This window comes from Mesorhizobium ciceri biovar biserrulae (assembly GCF_001618845.1).
Taxonomy (GTDB): domain Bacteria; phylum Pseudomonadota; class Alphaproteobacteria; order Rhizobiales; family Rhizobiaceae; genus Mesorhizobium; species Mesorhizobium ciceri.
The window spans coordinates 6215031-6232907 of the sequence record NZ_CP015064.1 but is presented as its reverse complement, the minus strand read 5'-3'; the positions used below and the strand labels follow the sequence as shown (position 1 = coordinate 6232907).

21 protein-coding genes are annotated in these 17877 nt (G+C 64.2%); 10 read left to right on the top strand and 11 right to left on the bottom strand.

Translation table 11 applies throughout. The annotated features are described in order from the left end of the window. Nucleotides 1-85 precede the first annotated feature (85 nt). The 4 genes from A4R29_RS29475 to A4R29_RS29460 are packed head-to-tail and all read right to left on the bottom strand — an operon-like array spanning nucleotide 86 to nucleotide 3784. Nucleotides 86-1222: an ABC transporter permease gene (locus A4R29_RS29475; protein ID WP_063173457.1), complete on the bottom strand. Its 1137-nt coding sequence runs from the start codon at nucleotides 1220-1222 to the stop codon at nucleotides 86-88. Further along, on the bottom strand, nucleotides 1219-2139 hold the full coding sequence (locus A4R29_RS29470; protein ID WP_013528656.1) for an ABC transporter ATP-binding protein: 921 nt from the start codon (nucleotides 2137-2139) through the stop codon (nucleotides 1219-1221). The genes A4R29_RS29475 and A4R29_RS29470 overlap by 4 nt, the downstream gene beginning before the upstream one ends. Next, nucleotides 2136-3089, bottom strand: coding sequence for an HlyD family secretion protein (locus tag A4R29_RS29465; RefSeq protein WP_027161228.1), 954 nt, complete (start codon nucleotides 3087-3089; stop codon nucleotides 2136-2138). Before A4R29_RS29465 ends, A4R29_RS29470 begins: the two co-directional genes overlap by 4 nt. Beyond that, nucleotides 3086-3784 (bottom strand): CerR family C-terminal domain-containing protein, encoded by a 699-nt coding sequence (locus A4R29_RS29460; protein ID WP_027161229.1) that lies wholly within the window; start codon nucleotides 3782-3784, stop codon nucleotides 3086-3088. The genes A4R29_RS29465 and A4R29_RS29460 overlap by 4 nt, the downstream gene beginning before the upstream one ends. 90 nt (nucleotides 3785-3874) lie before the next feature. Here A4R29_RS29460 and A4R29_RS29455 point away from each other — a divergent pair, with 90 nt between their 5' ends. The 3 genes from A4R29_RS29455 (at nucleotide 3875) to A4R29_RS29445 (ending at nucleotide 6175) form a co-directional block, all read left to right on the top strand. Then, complete coding sequence (locus A4R29_RS29455) at nucleotides 3875-4348, top strand: CYTH domain-containing protein (RefSeq protein WP_013528659.1); 474 nt, start codon at nucleotides 3875-3877, stop codon at nucleotides 4346-4348. Then, nucleotides 4345-5277 (top strand): CHAD domain-containing protein, encoded by a 933-nt coding sequence (locus A4R29_RS29450; protein WP_013528660.1) that lies wholly within the window; start codon nucleotides 4345-4347, stop codon nucleotides 5275-5277. The genes A4R29_RS29455 and A4R29_RS29450 overlap by 4 nt, the downstream gene beginning before the upstream one ends. A gap of 91 nt (nucleotides 5278-5368) precedes the next feature. After that, nucleotides 5369-6175 carry a C40 family peptidase gene (locus A4R29_RS29445; protein WP_013528661.1) on the top strand — a complete coding sequence of 269 codons (807 nt, stop codon included), beginning with the start codon at nucleotides 5369-5371 and terminating at the stop codon, nucleotides 6173-6175. Between the two features lie 65 nt (nucleotides 6176-6240). Here the strand turns inward: A4R29_RS29445 and A4R29_RS29440 are convergent, their stop codons facing one another. Continuing rightward, complete coding sequence (locus tag A4R29_RS29440; RefSeq protein ID WP_063173456.1) at nucleotides 6241-7212, bottom strand: helix-turn-helix transcriptional regulator; 972 nt, start codon at nucleotides 7210-7212, stop codon at nucleotides 6241-6243. 178 nt (nucleotides 7213-7390) lie between these two features. Here A4R29_RS29440 and A4R29_RS33520 point away from each other — a divergent pair, with 178 nt between their 5' ends. The 4 genes from A4R29_RS33520 to A4R29_RS29425 are packed head-to-tail and all read left to right on the top strand — an operon-like array spanning nucleotide 7391 to nucleotide 8864. Next, the gene (locus A4R29_RS33520; RefSeq protein ID WP_082826609.1) at nucleotides 7391-7534 is read left to right on the top strand and encodes a hypothetical protein; all 144 of its coding nucleotides are present in this window, start codon (nucleotides 7391-7393) and stop codon (nucleotides 7532-7534) included. 11 nt (nucleotides 7535-7545) lie between these two features. Next, nucleotides 7546-7890, top strand: coding sequence for a hypothetical protein (locus A4R29_RS29435; protein ID WP_013528664.1), 345 nt, complete (start codon nucleotides 7546-7548; stop codon nucleotides 7888-7890). Further along, nucleotides 7883-8401: a hypothetical protein gene (locus tag A4R29_RS29430; RefSeq protein WP_063173454.1), complete on the top strand. Its 519-nt coding sequence runs from the start codon at nucleotides 7883-7885 to the stop codon at nucleotides 8399-8401. Before A4R29_RS29435 ends, A4R29_RS29430 begins: the two co-directional genes overlap by 8 nt. Nucleotides 8402-8423: 22 nt before the next feature. After that, nucleotides 8424-8864 (top strand): hypothetical protein, encoded by a 441-nt coding sequence (locus A4R29_RS29425; protein WP_167355192.1) that lies wholly within the window; start codon nucleotides 8424-8426, stop codon nucleotides 8862-8864. Between the two features lie 21 nt (nucleotides 8865-8885). On the opposite strand, the gene A4R29_RS29420 is transcribed toward A4R29_RS29425, so the two are convergent. Continuing rightward, a complete protein-coding gene (locus A4R29_RS29420) occupies nucleotides 8886-9686 on the bottom strand; it encodes a helix-turn-helix domain-containing protein (protein WP_063173452.1) in 801 nt (266 codons plus the stop codon). Between the two features lie 113 nt (nucleotides 9687-9799). On the opposite strand from A4R29_RS29420, the gene A4R29_RS29415 reads away from it, so the two are divergent. Continuing rightward, nucleotides 9800-10660, top strand: coding sequence for an SMP-30/gluconolactonase/LRE family protein (locus tag A4R29_RS29415; protein ID WP_063173451.1), 861 nt, complete (start codon nucleotides 9800-9802; stop codon nucleotides 10658-10660). Between the two features lie 701 nt (nucleotides 10661-11361). Here A4R29_RS29415 and A4R29_RS29405 read toward each other — a convergent pair. The 4 genes from A4R29_RS29405 to A4R29_RS29390 form a co-directional block, all read right to left on the bottom strand. Next, nucleotides 11362-13107: a SulP family inorganic anion transporter gene (locus A4R29_RS29405; protein WP_082827513.1), complete on the bottom strand. Its 1746-nt coding sequence runs from the start codon at nucleotides 13105-13107 to the stop codon at nucleotides 11362-11364. A 69-nt stretch (nucleotides 13108-13176) separates the two neighbouring features. After that, nucleotides 13177-13455, bottom strand: coding sequence for a helix-turn-helix domain-containing protein (locus A4R29_RS29400; RefSeq protein WP_063169634.1), 279 nt, complete (start codon nucleotides 13453-13455; stop codon nucleotides 13177-13179). A gap of 269 nt (nucleotides 13456-13724) precedes the next feature. Further along, nucleotides 13725-14438 carry a phosphatase PAP2 family protein gene (locus A4R29_RS29395; RefSeq protein ID WP_027161239.1) on the bottom strand — a complete coding sequence of 238 codons (714 nt, stop codon included), beginning with the start codon at nucleotides 14436-14438 and terminating at the stop codon, nucleotides 13725-13727. 14 nt (nucleotides 14439-14452) lie between these two features. Beyond that, complete coding sequence (locus A4R29_RS29390; protein ID WP_013528672.1) at nucleotides 14453-14794, bottom strand: hypothetical protein; 342 nt, start codon at nucleotides 14792-14794, stop codon at nucleotides 14453-14455. 169 nt (nucleotides 14795-14963) lie between these two features. Here A4R29_RS29390 and A4R29_RS29385 point away from each other — a divergent pair, with 169 nt between their 5' ends. Together A4R29_RS29385 and A4R29_RS29380 are read left to right on the top strand one after the other, a co-directional pair. Then, complete coding sequence (locus tag A4R29_RS29385) at nucleotides 14964-16358, top strand: sensor histidine kinase (protein WP_024502211.1); 1395 nt, start codon at nucleotides 14964-14966, stop codon at nucleotides 16356-16358. Continuing rightward, on the top strand, nucleotides 16355-17014 hold the full coding sequence (locus A4R29_RS29380) for a response regulator (protein ID WP_063173449.1): 660 nt from the start codon (nucleotides 16355-16357) through the stop codon (nucleotides 17012-17014). Before A4R29_RS29385 ends, A4R29_RS29380 begins: the two co-directional genes overlap by 4 nt. Nucleotides 17015-17321: 307 nt before the next feature. Here A4R29_RS29380 and A4R29_RS29375 read toward each other — a convergent pair whose 3' ends face one another. After that, entirely contained in the window at nucleotides 17322-17825 is a 504-nt protein-coding gene (locus tag A4R29_RS29375; protein WP_024502212.1) for a hypothetical protein, read from the bottom strand. Between the last annotated feature and the right edge of the window lie 52 nt (nucleotides 17826-17877).

Below are 17877 nucleotides of genomic sequence, written 5' to 3'. Positions count from 1 at the left end.
GCTGCGTTCAAGGGCTCTTCGGAATCGGTGGTCTCAATCTTGCGCGCCAGTTCACATATATAATCGCCCTCCACGAGCGCGGCGTCTAATCCAGCGTCCGCCGGAATCGCACCAATGCTACGCCGGCAAACAAAGCCACGAACACCACCAGCCAACCGATCTCGCCGGCCACCGCCGGCAGTTCGGCGCCCTTCAGCATCACCGCGCGGGTGATGCGCAGGAAATGCGTCAGCGGGAAGATCTCGCCGAAGATTTGTGCCCAGTCCGGCATGCCGCGATACGGGAACATGAAGCCGGACAGCATGATCGACGGCAGGAAGAAGAAGAAGGTGAGTTGGAGCGCCTGCATCTGCGTGCGGGCGATGGTCGAAATCGTGTAGCCGAGCAGCACCAGCGCCAGCACGAAGATCAGCACGGCGGTCAGGAGCAGCGACATCGATCCGGTGAAGGGGATGGCGAACAGAAGTTTCGCCGCCGCCAGCACCACCACCACCTGCACGCCGCCGACCGCCAGATAGGGCAGCACCTTGCCCATCATGATCTCGAGCGGGCTGGACGGCATCGCCAGCAGGTTCTCCATCGTTCCGCGCTCGGTCTCGCGTGTCAGCGCGATCGAGGTCATCATCACCATGGTCATCTGCAGGATGACGCCCAGCAGGCCGGGCACGATGTTGTATTGCGAGATGCCTTCGGGATTGTAGCGCCGGTGTACGACGACATCGAGCCGACCCTTGGCGGCCTCGGCGGCGGCTTCCTGCGTGCCTTGCGCCCTCAGCAGCGCCTGGCTGGCGACTGTGCCGAGCGTCGAGATGGCGCCGCTGGCCACCGCCGGGTCGGTGGCGTCGGCCTCGATGAGTATCTGCGGGCTGTTGCCGCTCTCCACCCTCCTGGCGAAATCGGCCGGGATGGTGACGACGAAGGCAACGTCGCCGCGCGATATCAGGAACTCGGTCTCGGCGGCACTTTGCGCGACATGGTCGAAACGATAGTAACCGGTGGTCTGCAGCGCCGCGACAATGGCGCGCGTATAGGGATCGTTGCTCGTCGCCACGAGTGCTGCCGGCAGGCTTTTCGGGTCGTTGTTGATGGCGTAGCCGAAAAGCACCAATTGTATCAGCGGCACGCCGAGCATCATGGCGAAGGTGATGCGGTCGCGCCGCATCTGGATGAATTCCTTGATCAGCAAGGCGCCAAGCCGGGCGAAGGAAAAGACGCTGTTCATGCCATGTTGTCCTTCGAGCCGGACATGAACTGGATGAAGACGTCCTCGAGGCTGGTTTCGCCGGGCGAAACTTTCACGCCCTTGTGCTCTCTCTCGACATCGGCAAGCGCGGCTTCGAGCTTCTTCTTGTCGGAGCCGACGACATGCAGCGTCGCGCCGAACGGCGCCACCTGATCGACGCCGGGGCGGCCCTGAAGCGCTTCGGCGACCTGATCGAGGCGCGGACCCTGCAGGACGAAGGTGGTCAGCCCGGCATTTTTCACCACTTCGGCGACAGTGCCGGTGGCCAGCATCTTGCCATAGGAGATGTAGCTGATGCGGTGGCAGCGCTCGGCTTCGTCCATATAGTGGGTGGAGACCAGCACGGTCAGCCCGCCGCTGGCGAGGCGATGGATCTCGTCCCAGAACTCGCGCCTCGCCTTCGGGTCGACACCGGCCGTAGGCTCGTCGAGCAGCAGCAATTTCGGCTTGTGCATGATGCAGGCGGCCAGCGCCAGCCGCTGCTTCCAGCCGCCCGACAAGGTGCCAGCCAGCTGGTTGCGGCGCGACGTCAGGCCGAGGTCCTCCAACGTGCTCGCGACATGCTCCTCGACCGGCTTCAGCCGGTAGAGCCGCGCCACGAATTCGAGATTCTCGCCGATCGTCAGATCCTCGTAGAACGAGAATTTCTGCGTCATGTAGCCGACTTCGCGCTTGATGCGCAGGCTGTCGGTGCGGATGTTGAAGCCGAGCACCGTGCCTTCGCCCTCGTCCGGGGTCAGCAGGCCGCACATGATGCGGATGGTGGTCGTCTTGCCCGATCCGTTGGGGCCGAGAAAGCCGACGATCTCGCCCTCGGCAACCGACATCGTCACATGGTCGACGACGGTCTTGTCGCCAAAGCGCTTGACCAGGCCGTGGACGTCGATGGCGTTCATCTTGCGCTGTCCGCCAGATCGACATCGACGATCTGGCCGGGCTGCAGCGGGCCGGCATCGCCCTCCGGCCGCGCCTCGACCAAGTAGACCAGCTTCTGCCGGTTCTCAAGCGAATAGATCACCGGCGGGGTGAACTCGGGATCTGGCGAGACGTAGCTGACGCGCGCCTTAACATCCGGGCCGCAGCCGTCGCAATGGACGCCGAGCAAGGTGCCGACCTTGACCGAGGAGAAGGCGCTCTCCGGGATATAGACGCTGAGCTTGACCGCGCCGTCGGGCAGGATCGAAATCACAGGCGCGGTCGGACCTGATGTATCGCCCGGATTGCGGATGACGTCGTTGACGCGGCCGGGCGAAGGGGCGGCCAGCACCCGTTTCGACAGCCGCCACTGCGCCTGCTCCAACGCGGCCTGCGCCTGCTTGACCTGATTGTCGGCGGCCTTGATCGTCTCGGGGCGTGCCGGCAGGCCGCCGACGGCGAGATTGGATTTGGCCTGGCCGACCTGCGCATTGGCCGTTTCGAGCGTGGCCGACGCGGTGTCGAAATCCGCTTGCGTGCCGGCGCCGCGCTTGAACAGATCGGCGGCGCGGTCGTATTTGCGCTTGGCGTCGGCGGCCTGGGCGCTGGCCATATCGACCTCGGCCTTCAGCACGGCGATCTCTTCCGGCCGCTTGCCGATCTGCAGGTCGGCCAATTGCGCCTGCGCCTGGGCAAGGCCGGCCTGCGCCTGCGCGACAGCGATTTTTGCGTCGGCACTTTCCAGCGTCACCACGGTCGTGCCAGGCACCACACGGTCGCCGCGCTTGACCGTGACGGTCTCTACCTGCGCCACCTCGATCGGCGCCAGCAGCACGTAGTCGCCTTCGACATAGCCGACGGCCAGCGGTGCTGCCGGGGCACAGGCCGAGAAGAGCTGCGCGGCGAGCGGCAGCGAACACAGAAAGCTCATGGTCTTTGCCCCTTTGTCTTTGCCCCTTTTCTGGCGGCCAATATGGCCTTGAGATTGCCCGATGTGACCGCCACCACCTTGGCGGCCTCCGCGGCGCCGATATCGGGCCAGCCCATGCGGCGCATCACCGCCTCACGGCCGATGCGGAAATAGATGACCTGGCCGATCAGCGTGAACACGGTGAGCCTTGTGGCCTCGCTTTCGGCGGGCTCGCCAGTTGCCTGTTCCCACAGCTGGCACAGCCGGCGATGGCTCGGCTCGAAGACACCGTCATAGATACGATCGAGGGCTGCCGTTGGATGGGAAAGTTCGCGCAGGATGAACTGCACGATCTCACCGGCCTGCGGACTGGCCACGACAAAGCCGACCATTCGCTCCAGCGCCGCGAAGAGCTGCGCCTGCGCTGCCTCCGGACCGACCGGCGCGGGCGCCTGTGCATTGCCGAGCGCCGGTCCGGCGACCGTCTGGATGGTCTCGACGATAAAGTCGGCGGCGGCCGTGCGAAGACCCTCCTTGCCGCCGAAATGATAAGCGATCGAGCCGATATTGGCTTGCGCCTCGGCGGCGATCTCGCGCGTCGAGGTGCCGTCGAAGCCCTGCCGTCCGAACAGCTTCAGTGCCGCCTGGACAAGCGCCGCGCGCGTCATCTCGGCGGGCTCGCGACGAAGAACTTTGGGCTCAGGTAGTTTGATCATGAGCGCACTTTAATCAATCGATTGATTAAAGTCAACTTCTGTTCGTCATTGTCTTGCCATCGACGGCGGCAAACGCTTTAGTGCGCGGCCATGGGCAAGGAAGTCGAACGAAAATTCCTGGTCACCAGCACCGCATGGCGGGAGTTGGCCGAGGCCAATATCCGCATTCTCCAGTTCTATCTCGCTGCCGGCCCCGGGCGCACAGTGCGCATCCGCATCAGCGACGGCACTTCCGCCAAGCTGACGCTCAAATTCGGCAGCAAAGCGCGCGAGCGCGACGAATTCGAATACCCGATCCCGCTGTCGGAGGCGGTGGAGATGCTGGACTTCGCCATCGGACGTGTCATCGAGAAGACACGTCACCATGTTAGGCACCGTGGCTATCTCTACGAAGTCGATGTCTTTGGCGGACCGCTTGCGGGACTTGTGGTCGCCGAACTTGAGACGCCGGAGGACGTGCCGGACGAAATGCTGCCCGACTGGCTCGGCCGTGAAGTCACCGGCGAGCAGAAATTCTACAACGCGTCGCTCGCCCTTGGTGGGATTCCGGAGATCGCCGCATGAGCTTTCGCATCGATCCGCGCCTGCCGCTGACCGGCGAGGTCAGGAGAATCCTTGCCGAGGAGATCGGCAAGGCGCTGCATCATCTTGACGCCGCACGGAGCCGGCCGGAACAGGCGCTGCACAAATGCCGCAAGCGGCTGAAGAGCGCTCGCGCGTTGTTGCGGCTTGTTCGTTCCGGTGACGAAACATTCTGTGAGACAGAAAACCAGTGCTACCGCAACGTGGCGGCCCTGCTTGCCGGCCCGCGCGAGGCGACAGCGCTGATCGAGACCATCGACCGCCTGGCGGCAAGCTTTCCCAAGGAGAGCGCCGACGATGGGCTGGGCGCGGTTCGCGACAGGCTGATCGCGCGCCAGCATGAATTGCATGAAGGTACAGGGCTCGAAGCGGCGATCGGCGCGGCGACCGCCGCCTGCGAGGAGGGCCTGCACCGCATCGGCACGCTGGCCTTGCCCGACCAGCCGGAACAGGCGGCCGACGTGCTTGCCGAAGGCGCCCGCGTCACGCTGCGCCGCGCCAGGAAGGCGCTCGACAAGGCCGGATCGCGGGGAGCGGCCGATGATTTCCACGATCTGCGCAAGGCGGCCAAGACCCACGGCATGCATCTGTCGCTGCTCGGCAGGCTGTGGCCGACACCGATCAAGGCAAGGCGCAAGGCGGTCGACGAACTGGGCGAGCGGCTGGGCGACCTGCACGATGTGCTGGTGATGCGCGCCCTGCTCGAGGCCGACGACCAGCTGCTCGGGCCGCCCGAGGACACGAAACTTCTGGCCAAGCTTTTGAAGCGGTCGGAAAAGCAGCTGAAGAAGAGCTGCATTGCCGAGGCGGCCGAGCTGTTCGGCGACAGTCCCAAACGCTCGACACGCAAACTGGCCCGCAAGGCGCGCGACGATCTGGCTGCGCCGCCGGAAGAGGCCGCGGCATCGTAGGATGACTTGGCGCTCTTCCTCTCGGTCCGGACGGGGGGAAGAAAGGCGTGCGCTAGCCCTCATTACCCGCCCATGCTAATCGCCATGGAGTATGACCGAGCCCGGCGACACGCTTCTGGATCGACTTGGCCGCTGGCTTGCCGGCCGGCTGCAGGAAGAATCGTCCGGCTACGAGCCCTACACCCCATCCGATGCCGAAACGCTGCGTCGCACGCTTGAGCCCGGCGACATCCTGCTGATCGAGGGCAACCAGAAGATCTCGGCGGCGATCAAGTACCTGACCCAGTCGACCTGGTCGCATGCGGCCTTCTATATCGGCGATGCCTTGCCCGCGCCGGCGGACGGCTCGGAGCGGCCGCGCCTGATCGAGGTCACGATCGGCGAAGGCTGCGTCGCCGTTCCATTGTCGCGCTACCGCACCTACAACACCCGCATCTGCCGGGCGAGTGGGCTGGCGCCGGAGGATCGCGACAAGGTCGTCGCCTTCATGATCGGCAAGCTCGGCCTGAAATACGACCTCAAGAACATTTTCGACATGCTGCGTTTTTTCTTCCCGACACCGCCGGTGCCGGTACGCTGGCGCCGCCGCATGCTGGCCTTCGGTTCCGGCGATCCGACACGGGCGATCTGCTCGACGCTGATTGCCGAGGCCTATGGCCAGATCCGCTATCCGATCCTGCCCGAGATCACCCGTGCGCCCGGCCGCGCCTCGGCGCAGTCGAACTATTCGCGCAAGGAAATCCTGCACATCCGCCACCACTCGCTCTACACGCCGCGCGATTTCGACCTGTCGCCCTATTTCCGCATCGTCAAGCCGACGCTGGAATATGGTTTCGACTACCGGGCGGTGACCTGGGACGACAAGCTTGCCGATCCCGGGGCCAAGGCCGCCGAGTAAACGCGATCAAATGAGTCCAGCCGCGTGCATGGCCCGGCACAGGAGCGCTGGCCGGCGGCCGGGCGTCAGTGCTTGCAAGCCGCGGCCCGCACGTCCGAGGGTGTGGCGTCATAACGGCGACGGAACGCCCGGTTGAAATAGGAAAGGTCGTTGAAGCCGGCCTCGTAGGCGATCGCGGTGATGCTGCGTCCGGCATGGCGCGGATCGCCGAGCATGCGATGGGCGCGCGCCAGCCGTTGGGTCATCATGAAATCAATCAAGGATGTGCCATCGCTCTCGAACAGCTTGCGGACGTAGCGGGCCGACAGTCCGTGGCGGGCGGCGACGTCCTGCGCCGACAGGTCGACATGGCCACCATGCGCGACGATATCGGCCTTGATGGCGCGCAAGCGGGCAACGCTGACGCCGCGGCCGCGTGCGATCTGGGCCGCATCCCTGGTCGCGCCCATGGCGAGTGCGGCAAGGTCGAAGACATGCGCCGCCGCAAGGTGGCAGGCCTCCGCAGTCAACTCGTCTCCGACCTCCTGGATCGAGCTGATATAGTCGAGCAACAGCCGCATCGCCCCGCTTTGGGTCGGCAAGGGCCGCATAAGAACCGCGGCCGGATCGCCGATCAGAGGCGAAAGCTGCTTGCGCGAAAAACTCAGATTGACGAAGCGAAACCCGCCGGCGCCGATCAGGTTGAGGCCAACCTCTTCACCGCTCATCATCAGCGCCTGGCCGTTGCCGACCGCCTCCTCGCGGCCGCGATGCTTCATCACACTGCCCCCGTCGAGGGCCGCCAGAAGAACGAAGTCGTCATTGTCGATCAGCGACGACGTACGATGCACCCGGAATTCCGATGAGCTGCCGGTGGCGATGCCGAGGCCTGCCAACACGCGCACCCGCATGTCGATCTGCGCCGGCGCCAGCGGATCGAGGTCCACCCTCAGAACCGTGCGGCCGTAAACCTCACGCGTGATCTCGACGCGATCCCGCTCCGGAAACATCTCCGTCGCCAGCCTGAATGAGGCTGACGTCCCCATCGTCGCAGTCATCGACACCCCCCATGCCCAAGAGCGCGGTCATATGCGCCGGAGCCTGCAAAACGTCAATCCCGGGCCGTTTTGGCCGCTTTCAGTGCCGTTCTGTCCAAGCTGCCCCCCTTTTATGCCCCTAGTTTGCGGCGCGATTCCGAAACCGGAACCGCATTGGCGGCAATCCAAAGGGGGCACGATGTTTCATTTGCAACTGTTCAAGACGCTGTCGGCACTGGCTGCGGCAGGGTTCAATCCGCGCATCTATCTGCTGTCGATCGCCTTGGGCAACGCAGTGACCGATCATCGCGAGGCCAAGCTGCCGCCGCGCGCTGCCCGATGATGAGCCGCACCATGAAAAAGAGCATTTTCCTGGCCCTGACCATTGCCCTTGCGGGCTGCCAAACGGGCCAGGTCGACGACAGGCCGGCATCGATCGCGAGCGCGGCCGGCAGCAAGAAGGCCCGGAACGAACCGACGACGGAAACGGCATGCGCCGATGCGGCCAAGAAGGCGGCGAAGGCGCAGACCAATGCGGCTCTGCTCGGCGGTGTGCTGTCGATGGCGGGGGGTCTTGGCGGTCTGGCTGGCAATGGTGGGGTCATTGCCGGCCAGGCCGCCTCGATCGGCGGCTCGGTTCTGCAGTCCCAGGCAACGAGCAGTGCCCGGGCCGGCATTGCGGAGGATTGTTATGGCTGAGCGGCGTTTCGCAGCCATGCGCCGGCTGGCCGGCGCGCTCGCACTTGCCGGCATGATCTTCGACAGCCCGCCTGCCTTGGCGCTGACAGCGCGGGATGCGTCGGCGGTCGTCGGCCTGATCGAGGCCCTGCAGCCCGAATTCGGTCAGTTCGCCTATGACGAGGAGATCGCCGCCGACTGGTACGAGCGCGATGCCGCGGACAAGGGCTTGATCGGCAGCGCCGGTTTCACCGCCGACAGCTGGAAGGTCGCGCTTGGAGAGACCATGCGCGGGTTCCTGGCGACGATGCCGGTCGCAGAACTCGATGCCATTTTCGCCAAGCTCAGAAATGCCATATCCGGCATGAGGGAGCTGACCGAGGCACAGAAGACGGAGACCATCGCCGCGATCGACGAAGAGGTCGAAGGCTTGATGGCCTTGCGGGCCGAGGGTGACCCCTTCGCCGATGTCGTCAGGCCGCTGACGCCAAAAATCCGCAGCCTCATCCTCGGCCCGGCGGTGGGGCAATAGGATGTTGGGCAACAGGAAACGGGTGGCCGGAAAAGCAACTCCGGGCGGGAGCCTCGAGGCCGAACATCGCGATATTTTTCCAGCCACGGCACGTGCCGGGCGAGGCAGCCCGATCGCGATGCTGATCTGCCTGCTGGCCTCCGGCTGCAGCCAGACGGCCGCCAGCCCGCCGATCACGCGAGACCAGCATGCGCAATTGGCGGAGTTGGCGGCCGGCCCGGACTCGCCGGCAGGCCTTGGCGAGGCCCTGGCTGCAGTCGAGGCGACCAGGAAAATGCGGGACTGCCGGGCGCGGATGAACGAGACGGTCGGGCAGATGAAGACGATGGGCGCCGTCAATGGCGCGGTCGGCGTCGCCGGTCGCATGGCGGGTCCGGGGGGCAAGACAGCGGCAAAAATGGTGGCGGTCGGCACTGCCAGGGTCGTGCGCGGCAAGCTCAGCCGCCAGATGCAATCGTGCTGAGACGATTGACGCGGTGCCTGGTCAGGCCGGCAGCGGCCGCCGTCCTTTCGCGGCGGCGGGCGTATCAGGCCTCGCCCCGGCATCTCGCGCGTGGGGCCCGATCGGCATGATTGCCGGAAATGGCGTCGCGCCAAAGGCAAACGTCCATTTGTAGCCGATCAGGCCATCCTCCGGCGTCGTGTGCTGGTCGTGATGGGCGAGCAGCTTGGCGCGGTCGGCGAGATCCTCCGCCTCGCGCCGCACCATTTCAGCCGTCTCCGGCCGCATCCGCCTGGAGAAGCTGACGAAGGTCGCTTCTTTGTCGATATGGGTGATGGCCCAGCCGATGAAATTCTTGTTGGTCATCTCGAACAGCGGCCTGAGCGGCCCTTCGAAGTTCCACTGGATCGGCGTCTCGACCAGCAGTCTCGCCGAAAGACCCCGTCCGAGCGCGATCAGGCCGAGTTCCTCGAGATCGCGCAGATAGAGGAACATCGAAGCCTCGCTCAGGCCTTGCGAGCGCATGATGCCTTCGGGCGTGAACTTTTCTGACAGTATGACGAAGATGAACAGCAGCGCCGGCCGGCCGGCGAGCTTGCGCTCGATCTCCGGCGCGATGTGGTTGACCGGCCCAGGCCCCCGGTTCATCGAGCCGAGCACGTTTTCCAGTTCGACACCGGCGGCAGCGCAAATCTCCATCAGCCGGTCGAGCTTGCAATTGCGCTCATGGAAGATACGCTTCACCGTCGGTTCGGAAACGCCCATGCGTTCGGCAAGCGCGCGATAGGTGACGCCCTTCGCCTTCAACGTCCGCTTCAGCGCCTGGAAGATCAGACCGTTCATTGGATGCACCTCTTGCCGCTAGTTTCGTATCGATATTCGATACTAGCGGTGTCAGGCCTTTCCGAAAAGTATCGAAAGCCATAGCTCTGCCTCGTCATCTCAGGAGAGCAGTCATGAACACCCTCATCCCCTCAGCCTTTATCGCCGTCATCGGCATTGCCGCAGTGCCCGCCGCGGAGGCCGGCGAACTCTGGCGCGCCACCGGGCTCGAACAGCCGGAATCGGCCCTGTTCGACGCCGCTGACAATCGCATCATCGTTTCCAACATATCAGGCAATCCCGGCGAGGCCGACGGCAACGGTTATCTCTCCGTGCTGTCGCTGGACGGCAAGACGGTCACCCAGCACTGGACCGACGGCATGGACGCACCCAAGGGTATGGCGATCTCGGGCGGCAAGCTCTATGTCGCCGACATCACGAAAGTCCGCGTCGTCGACCTCGCCAGCGGCAAGCTGGTCGCCAGCATCGCGGTGCCGAACGCGGTCTTCCTCAACGACATGACATCGGACCAATCCGGCAAGGTCTACGTCACCGACATGCTGGCCGACGCCATCTACCGCATCGATGGCGACCGGCCGGAGCTGTTCGTCAAGGACGGGGCATTGGCTTCGCCCAACGGCATCTTCGCCGATGGCGGCCGATTGATCGTCGCCTCCTGGGGCAAGGGCATCAAGCCCGACTTCAGCACGACGGAGCTTGGCGGCCTGCAGTCGGTCGACCTAGCCAGCAAGGTGGTTTCGCCCTTGCCGGGTGCCCAGAAATTCGCCGATCTCGACGGCGTCGTAGCCATCGGCGGCACCATCTACACCACCGCCTACATGACCGGCACGCTCTACCGCTATCATGCGGGCGGCGCGCCGGAGGTGGTGGCGCAGTTCAAGCCGGGCAGCGCCGACATCGGCACCGATGGCAAGTCGATCCTTTATGTGCCGTTGATGAACGAAGGCGAGGTTGTAGCGCTGAAGCTCGATTGAGAGCCATGATCGGGCGCCTCAGGGCAGAGCTGCGAGACGTTCGCAGCCGTGAGGGGAAAGCTCGTTCGTCGGCGATGATCACCAACTCGAACTCGCAGTGCGGCTATTAACGACGTCTGGCCCGTTGCGGTCGTCTGTCATGCGACGACCCAAAGGATGTTCTTCACCGAAACTAAACCTCGACGTGACCACCGGTTTGGGTCGACCAATGTTTCAGCATCACGTCAGATAGGGTGTCGCGTGCTGCTACCATTCGCTGATGCCAGTCGTTCTCCTTGTCGAGGACGATTGCACATTCACCCGCCTTTTTCCCTAGCAGGACCGAGTTGCTAAGCCGCGAAAAATACCATGTAGTAGCCGCAGCGTAGAAGATCGTGTGAGGCGAGTGCACTGAGGCTAGTTCGAAAATGGCGGGTGCGAACACCTCTTCTTGACCGAGCTTTCCGGACAAGATCGTCAGTGCAGCGGCTATATAGGACAGGTGTGAAGATTGCGAGAGTATCTCGTATTCTTTCCGACGCCCATTTCGTCACCGCATCAATTTCGAAGGCGCGGGCGATGGTATCGGACAAACCGCGAGGAGCGGCGCAAAGCGGTGTTCACGTCGGGCCGTGCGTGAGTCAGCTCAACGTCAAGAAGTTGGCATTCAACAGGTGGACACCTTGTCCTGACAATGGCCACCGGCCGGCAAATCCCGGCCCCTACCCCGCCTCGATCTTCCCTTTCAGCTGCGCCCGCGCATCCTTGATCGAGGCGGCGTAGGTCACCAGCGGGCGCTTGACGCCGTGGGTGATCAGCATGCGTCGGATCTGCGGCGCGGCACCCGATATGATGAAGCGGACACCGGCGCGTTTCGCCTTGTGGGCGGCGCCTTCGATGACGTTGGCCGCCGTCGAATCGAAGAACGGTACGGCCGAGCAGTCGAGGATGAAGTTCCTGCGCTGGTCGGCTATGCGGTCGAGCACGGTGCCGACGGTCGATGCGGCGCCGAAGAAGAAGGCGCCCGAAATGCGATAGACGACGGTGTCGGCGTCGGTTGCCTCGCTGGCATCGTAGGCGTTGGTGCTGTCGGCGACATCCTCCTGCACCAGCGGCTGATCGGCCTCGACCGCAATCGACTTGGCCATGCGGTCGATGAACAGGATCGACCCCAGCACGAAGCCGACGACGATGCCTTCGGTGAGATCGCGGAAGATGACGAGCAGAAAGGTCGCCATCAGTACCAGCGCATCGCCGCGCGAGGCACGCAGCAAGGTGGCGAAGGCCTGTTTCTCGAACATATTCCAGCACACGACCGCCAGCACGCCGGCCAGGGCGGCGAGCGGGATATAGCTGGCGAGCGGCGCCGCCACCAGCATCAAGGCGAGCAGGATGGCGGCGTGGACGATGCCCGAAACCGGTCCGTGGGCGCCGGCCCGCACATTGGTCGCCGTGCGGGCGATGGTGCCGGTGGCGCAAATGCCGCCGAACAGGGCGGATGCGATGTTGGCGAAGCCTTGCGCCACCAGTTCGCAGTTGGAACGATGCCGGCGGCCCGTCATCCCGTCGGCGACCACCGCCGAAAGCAGCGATTCGATGGCGCCCAGCAAGGCGAAGGCAATCGCATCCGGCAGCACGTCAATCATCCTGTCCAGGCTGATCGGCGGCAAAGCGGGCATTTGCAGGCTGCGCGGTATACCGCCAAAGCGGGTGCCGATCGTCTCCGCCGGCAGCGCGAGAAGCGCCACGACCAGCGATGCCAGCCCGATGGCGATGAGCATTGCGGGCCATGTCGGTCGCCAGCGCTTCAGGCCGGCGATGGTGGCGACGGTCAACACCGCCACGAAGATCGCCGCCGGGTTGATGGTGCCGGCCGCCTCGCCGACCGCGATCAGCTTCGGCACCAGCGGTCCGGGCTCCTTGCCGGCAAGCTTCAGCCCGAACAGTTCGACGATCTGTCCGGAAAAGATGATGACGGCGATGCCGGCGGTGAAGCCGACCGTCACCGGATAGGGAATGAACTTGATGTAGGTGCCGAGACGGAGATAGCCTATGGCGAGCAGGAAGACCCCTGCCATCATCGTTGCCAGCAGCAGCCCGTCGATACCGACCCGGGCAACCGTCGCGGCCACCAGCACGATGAAGGCGCCGGCCGGGCCGCCGATCTGGAAGCGGCTGCCGCCGAGCGCCGAAATGATGAAGCCGCCGACGATCGAGGTGTAGAGGCCGCGCTCGGGCGTGACTCCCGAGGCGATCGCGATGGCCATCGACAAGGGCAGCGCGACAATGGCCACCGTCAGCCCGGCAATGGCGTCCGCCTTGAAGTCGGCGAACGTGTAGCCCTCGCGCCAGACCGTCACGAGTTTTGGCGTGAACAATTCGGAAAATGTCGGCTTTGCCGACTGGTGGGCCGACCTTTGGGCCGATCTGGGGGCCGGTTCATGCACTGCCCGCTGCGTCTGATCCATGGACTGCCTTTCGCACCCTGAAAGGCGGCGGGATCGTCGGCAGGGCTGTCGGCGGTCGCCGTCGCGACTTTATGCCGGCTCAGCCTTGGGATCCGGCGGCACGGCAGACTTGAGGCGCACGCCCCGGCCGCCGCGCTCGCTGGCCTGATTCTCGCCGATCAGCTCCACCCCGGCCTCGTCGAGGGCCTGGATGACCTTCATCAGCGTGTCGACCACGCCCCTGACCACGCCATCGCTCGCCTCCATGCGCTGGATAGTCGGAAGCGAAACGCCGGCGCGCTCGGCGAGCGTCTTCTGATCGATGCCGGCCAGCGCCCTTGCGGCGCGCATCTGCGCGGCAGTGATCATCGGCCGGAATCCCCGTCTGAGTCTGCAGGAGTAAGGTATAATATCATCATTCTGATGTTTCAAGCATTAGGATGAATGTTTGAGACGTAAGTAGCGGCGCCTGACTGGCCATTTTTTAGATACTTTCCCGGGATTGCGCGCTAAGGTCTTCCATCTGGGCAGGGAGTAACGCGGTTGAATATCTTCAAGACTTTCATGACATCGGCAGCCTTGCTGTCGGCGGTTTTCCTGTTGGCCGGCTGCGGGCACGGGCTGATCAACCGGCTGATCTAGTCTCCAGTCTCGCCGTCCGGGTGCTGCCCACGCCATCGCTGCCACGTCCGGGCAGCGAGCCAGCACAGCATCGCCCAGACGAAGCCGGCGCACCAGCCGGCCAGCACATCCGACGGCCAGTGGACGCCGAGATAGACGCGGCTGATGCCGACCAGCAGCGTCGTCAGCACCGCCAGCGACAGCACATAGATCTTCGTCGTTCGACCGGGCAGGAAGCGTGCCGCCAGCGCGCCGAGCGTCAGATAGGTCACCGCCGACAGCATGGCGTGGCCGCTGGGAAAAGACAGCGTCGTTTCGTTGACGAGATGCGAGACGAGTTCGGGGCGCGGCCGGTCGATTCCGGCTTTCAGCAGGCTCGACAGCACCTGACCGCCGGCCACCGCCACGAAGATGAAAAGGGCGGTCGCCGGCCTGCGGATAAGCAGGAGATAGACGATTACCGCCGTCACGATCAGCACCAGCACGCTGCCGCTGCCAAGGCTTGTGATGTCGCGCATCGCCCCTTGCAGCCACAGCGGGCCGATCGGGCTGTCAGGCCGCCCCGCCTGGCGGAAGGCGAGCAGGATTTCGGTGTCGAAGGCGTGCGGCGTGGTGGCGCGCGCCATCTCCATCAGCTCCTCGAATCCCCAAAGGCCGGCCGCGATGACCAGGCCGGCCAGCAGCACCGGGAATTCGACCCGGTTGAGCAAAGCGTTCGCGGCATTCTTCATCGGCAATCCGCCCGTTACAGCCGGCCTTGCAGATAGGGTCCGAGCGTGATCAGCGCCACTGCGGCGATCGCCAGCATGATGCCGGTCGCCTGCAGCGCGTTGACGCGCTCGCCGAAGAAGACCAGTGCCACGACGTTCACCGAGACCAGCTGGATGACGGCAGACAGGCTGAACGACACCGACATGCCGAATTCGCGGATCAGCCGCAGCATGATCAGATTGCCCAGCGAATAGAGCGCCAGCGTCAGCGCGATCTTGCCAAGGCTCGGCGCCAGCCCCCATTGCTTGGCGGCTGTCGCCGCCAGCAGGAAAATGACCGTTGAAAAGCCGAGCTGCAGCAGTCCCGAAAAACTCAACGTTCCGTCCCCTCTCGAAGCGGCTCCCGCCGCATGTGTCGCGGACGTTGTTTCCGAAGCGCGCCGGGACGTCAAGCGCTCGACCAAACGAAGCTCTTGGCAATGGCAAGACGGAGGCTCAATGTACCGACATCGTCCAGCCAGTCGATTGAAGGGCGGTCAGGGGTTCATGATTCGTATTCTGCAGAACTTGACGCGACGCTGGAGCGAACTCTCTCTTGCCTTGCAATTCGTCGTTGCCGGCGGTTTTGGCCTGCTGGCCGTCATGCTGGTGGTGGGCGCCTGGGTGACGGCGCAGATCAGAGAGGGCGTCATCCGCAATTCGGCCGCCACGACGGCGCTCTATGTCGACAGCGTGATTGCGCCGCTGCTTCCCGACTTGCGCAAGGAGCAGGAGCTCAGCGATTCCGTCAAGCAGGCGCTGGACGAGACGCTTGGCCAGGGCGCGCTCGGCAAGCGCCTCGAATCGTTCATGCTCTGGCGCCGCGACGGAACGGTCCTCTATGCCAAGGAGACGGCCCTGATCGGCCGCCGCTTCGCTCCGAGCGACAATCTGCGTTCCGCTTTCCAAGGCAATGTCGTCGCTGAATTCAATACTTTCGATGAGGATGAGAGCGAGGAGAAGGCGACCGGCTTGCCATTGCTGGAGATCTACAATCCCGTGCGCGAGCCCTGGTCGGGCGAGGTGGTGGCGGTTACCGAGTTCTATGAGATCGCCGACGATTTCCAGGCCACCCTGGCTTCCGCTCTGTGGTCGAGCTGGCTGATCGTGGCCGGCGCGACCCTGGCGGCATTCCTGCTCCTGTCGGGCATCGTCCTGCGCGGCAGCCGCACCATCGACGACCAGCGTGGGGCGCTGCGCCGCCAGGTGTCGGAGCTGCAGGGCCTGGTGGCGCAAAACAGTGCCTTGCGACTGCGCGTGCAACAGGCCTCGCGCCGCGCCACCGCGCTCAACGAAAGATATCTGCGCCGCATCGGCGCCGACCTGCATGACGGCCCGGCCCAACTCGTTGCCCTGGCGGCGCTGCGCATGGACAGCCCGATATTTTCCAGCGATGGCCATTCGGGCGCAAGCCGCTCGACCGAGGTCACGATGATTCGCAAGACGCTGGAGGATGCGATGCGCGAAATACGCGGCATCTGCACCGGCCTTGTCCTGCCGCAGATCGAGACGGCTGCCGCAACCGACATTCTGCGGCTGGCCGTCAAGGAACACGAACAGAGGACGGGAACGTCGGTGACGCTGACGCTGGCCGGACAGTTGCCTGAACCCGGCGCCTCCGAGAAGATCAGCATCTATCGTTTCGTCCAGGAAGGGCTGAACAATGCCTATCACCACGGGCTAGGCAAGGATCAGGCGGTGAGTGCCGGGATGAAAGGTGGCAGGCTTTTTGTCGAAGTGTCGGACCGCGGGCCGGGTTTCGATCCGACGGCACGGGTCGAGGGCCTCGGGCTCGCCGGCCTCAGGGAACGGGTCGAAAGCATTGGCGGACAGTTCGAAACCTTGACCGGGCCGCAAGGTACGCGTTTGGTGATCCGTCTGTCGGTCGAGGAGCAAGCATGACTGGGACCATTCGCATTGCCATTGTCGACGATCATCCCCTCTTTCGCGAAGGTGTGACGCGCAGCCTGTCGGAGATCGGAGGCTTCGAGATGGTTGGCGAGGGCGCCACGGCGCAGGATGCCGAACGCCTCGCCGCGACGATGCGGCCCGACATCTTGCTGCTCGACATCTCGATGCCGGGCGGCGGGCTGAGCGCGGTCGCAAGCATCCTCGCCAACCATCCCGCCCAGAAGATCGTCATGCTGACCGTTTCGGAGGTCAATGCCGATGTAACCAAGGCGCTGAACGCAGGGGTGAATGGCTATGTCCTCAAAGGCGTCGGGTCACGCGGCCTCGCCGACATCCTGCGCAATGTCGCAGCCGGCGAAAGCTATCTCTCGCCGACACTATCGGCCCGGCTGCTTTCGGATCTCCAGTCCCAGCAGCCGACCGACGGCTTGGCGGAACGGCTGCGGCAGCTCACCGATCGGCAAACGGAAATCCTGCGGCTGGTGGCGGAGGGGCTGAGCAACAAGGAAGTCGCCTTGCGGCTTGAGTTGCAGGAGAAGACCGTCAAACATCACATGACCGGAGTGCTGTCGAAGCTCAATGTGCGAAATCGCACCGAAGCGGCCTTGATGATGCGTGAGTGGCGCGACCGCGACAGGCCCTCCTAAAGCATTTCACCGTTTCACGGAAACGGCGAGCTGCTCTAACTCTTTGTTTTGACGCAATTCCCAAGGGAAAAGCGCTACGCGCATTTCCCGGGAAAACCGCTTCACACTTTTTCTAGAATTGCTCTGGGCAGGTCCGAAGAAATGCGCAGCGGTTTCCCGTCCCGGATTGCGCAAAAGCGCGTCGCGCCTCGGGACCGCAGCCATTGCGGTGCCGAAAACCGGGACGACGCCGGCCGGAAACGAGGTCACCTCCGCCGGGGGGCGGCGGAGGTGACGTGCAAAGCTGACCGTTGCCTGTTGGCCAGCTTCACAAGGCCTTGAGACGATTGGCATCGGCCGGCGTGGCCTGGCGGTCGATGATCGTGCGACCGAGAGCGTCCTTCATGCTGAAACGACCGTTCTCGAGCTTTTCCGTTATGCCGTCGGGATGCCTGACTGTGATCTTGTTGCCGGTCACGTCGACCTTGTCACCGGTCTTTGCATTGACATGGCTCCCGCTCTTACCCTGACTGGATCCTGATTTGCCGTTGTTGCCACTGTTGCCGTTATTGCCGCTGTTGCCGTTATTCCCATTGCCGTTGCCGCTGTTCCCGCTATTGCTTCCGCCGGAATTGCCGCCGTTGCCGCCCCCACTGTTGCCTCCGCCACCACCGCCACCACTGTTACCGCCACCCTTGGCGTATGCGCTGACGGTGTGGATGCCGGAAACGGAGCCGTCCAGGACAATTTGATAGGGCGCAATCGTCAACACCAGCGCCGCTGCCGATTTGAGCGCCAGCCGGCAACAACGGGTCGTGACCGATCTGTGCATTCTGATCTCCGACGACTGAGCCCGGCGCGCCCCACCCCAACGTTGCAGTGCA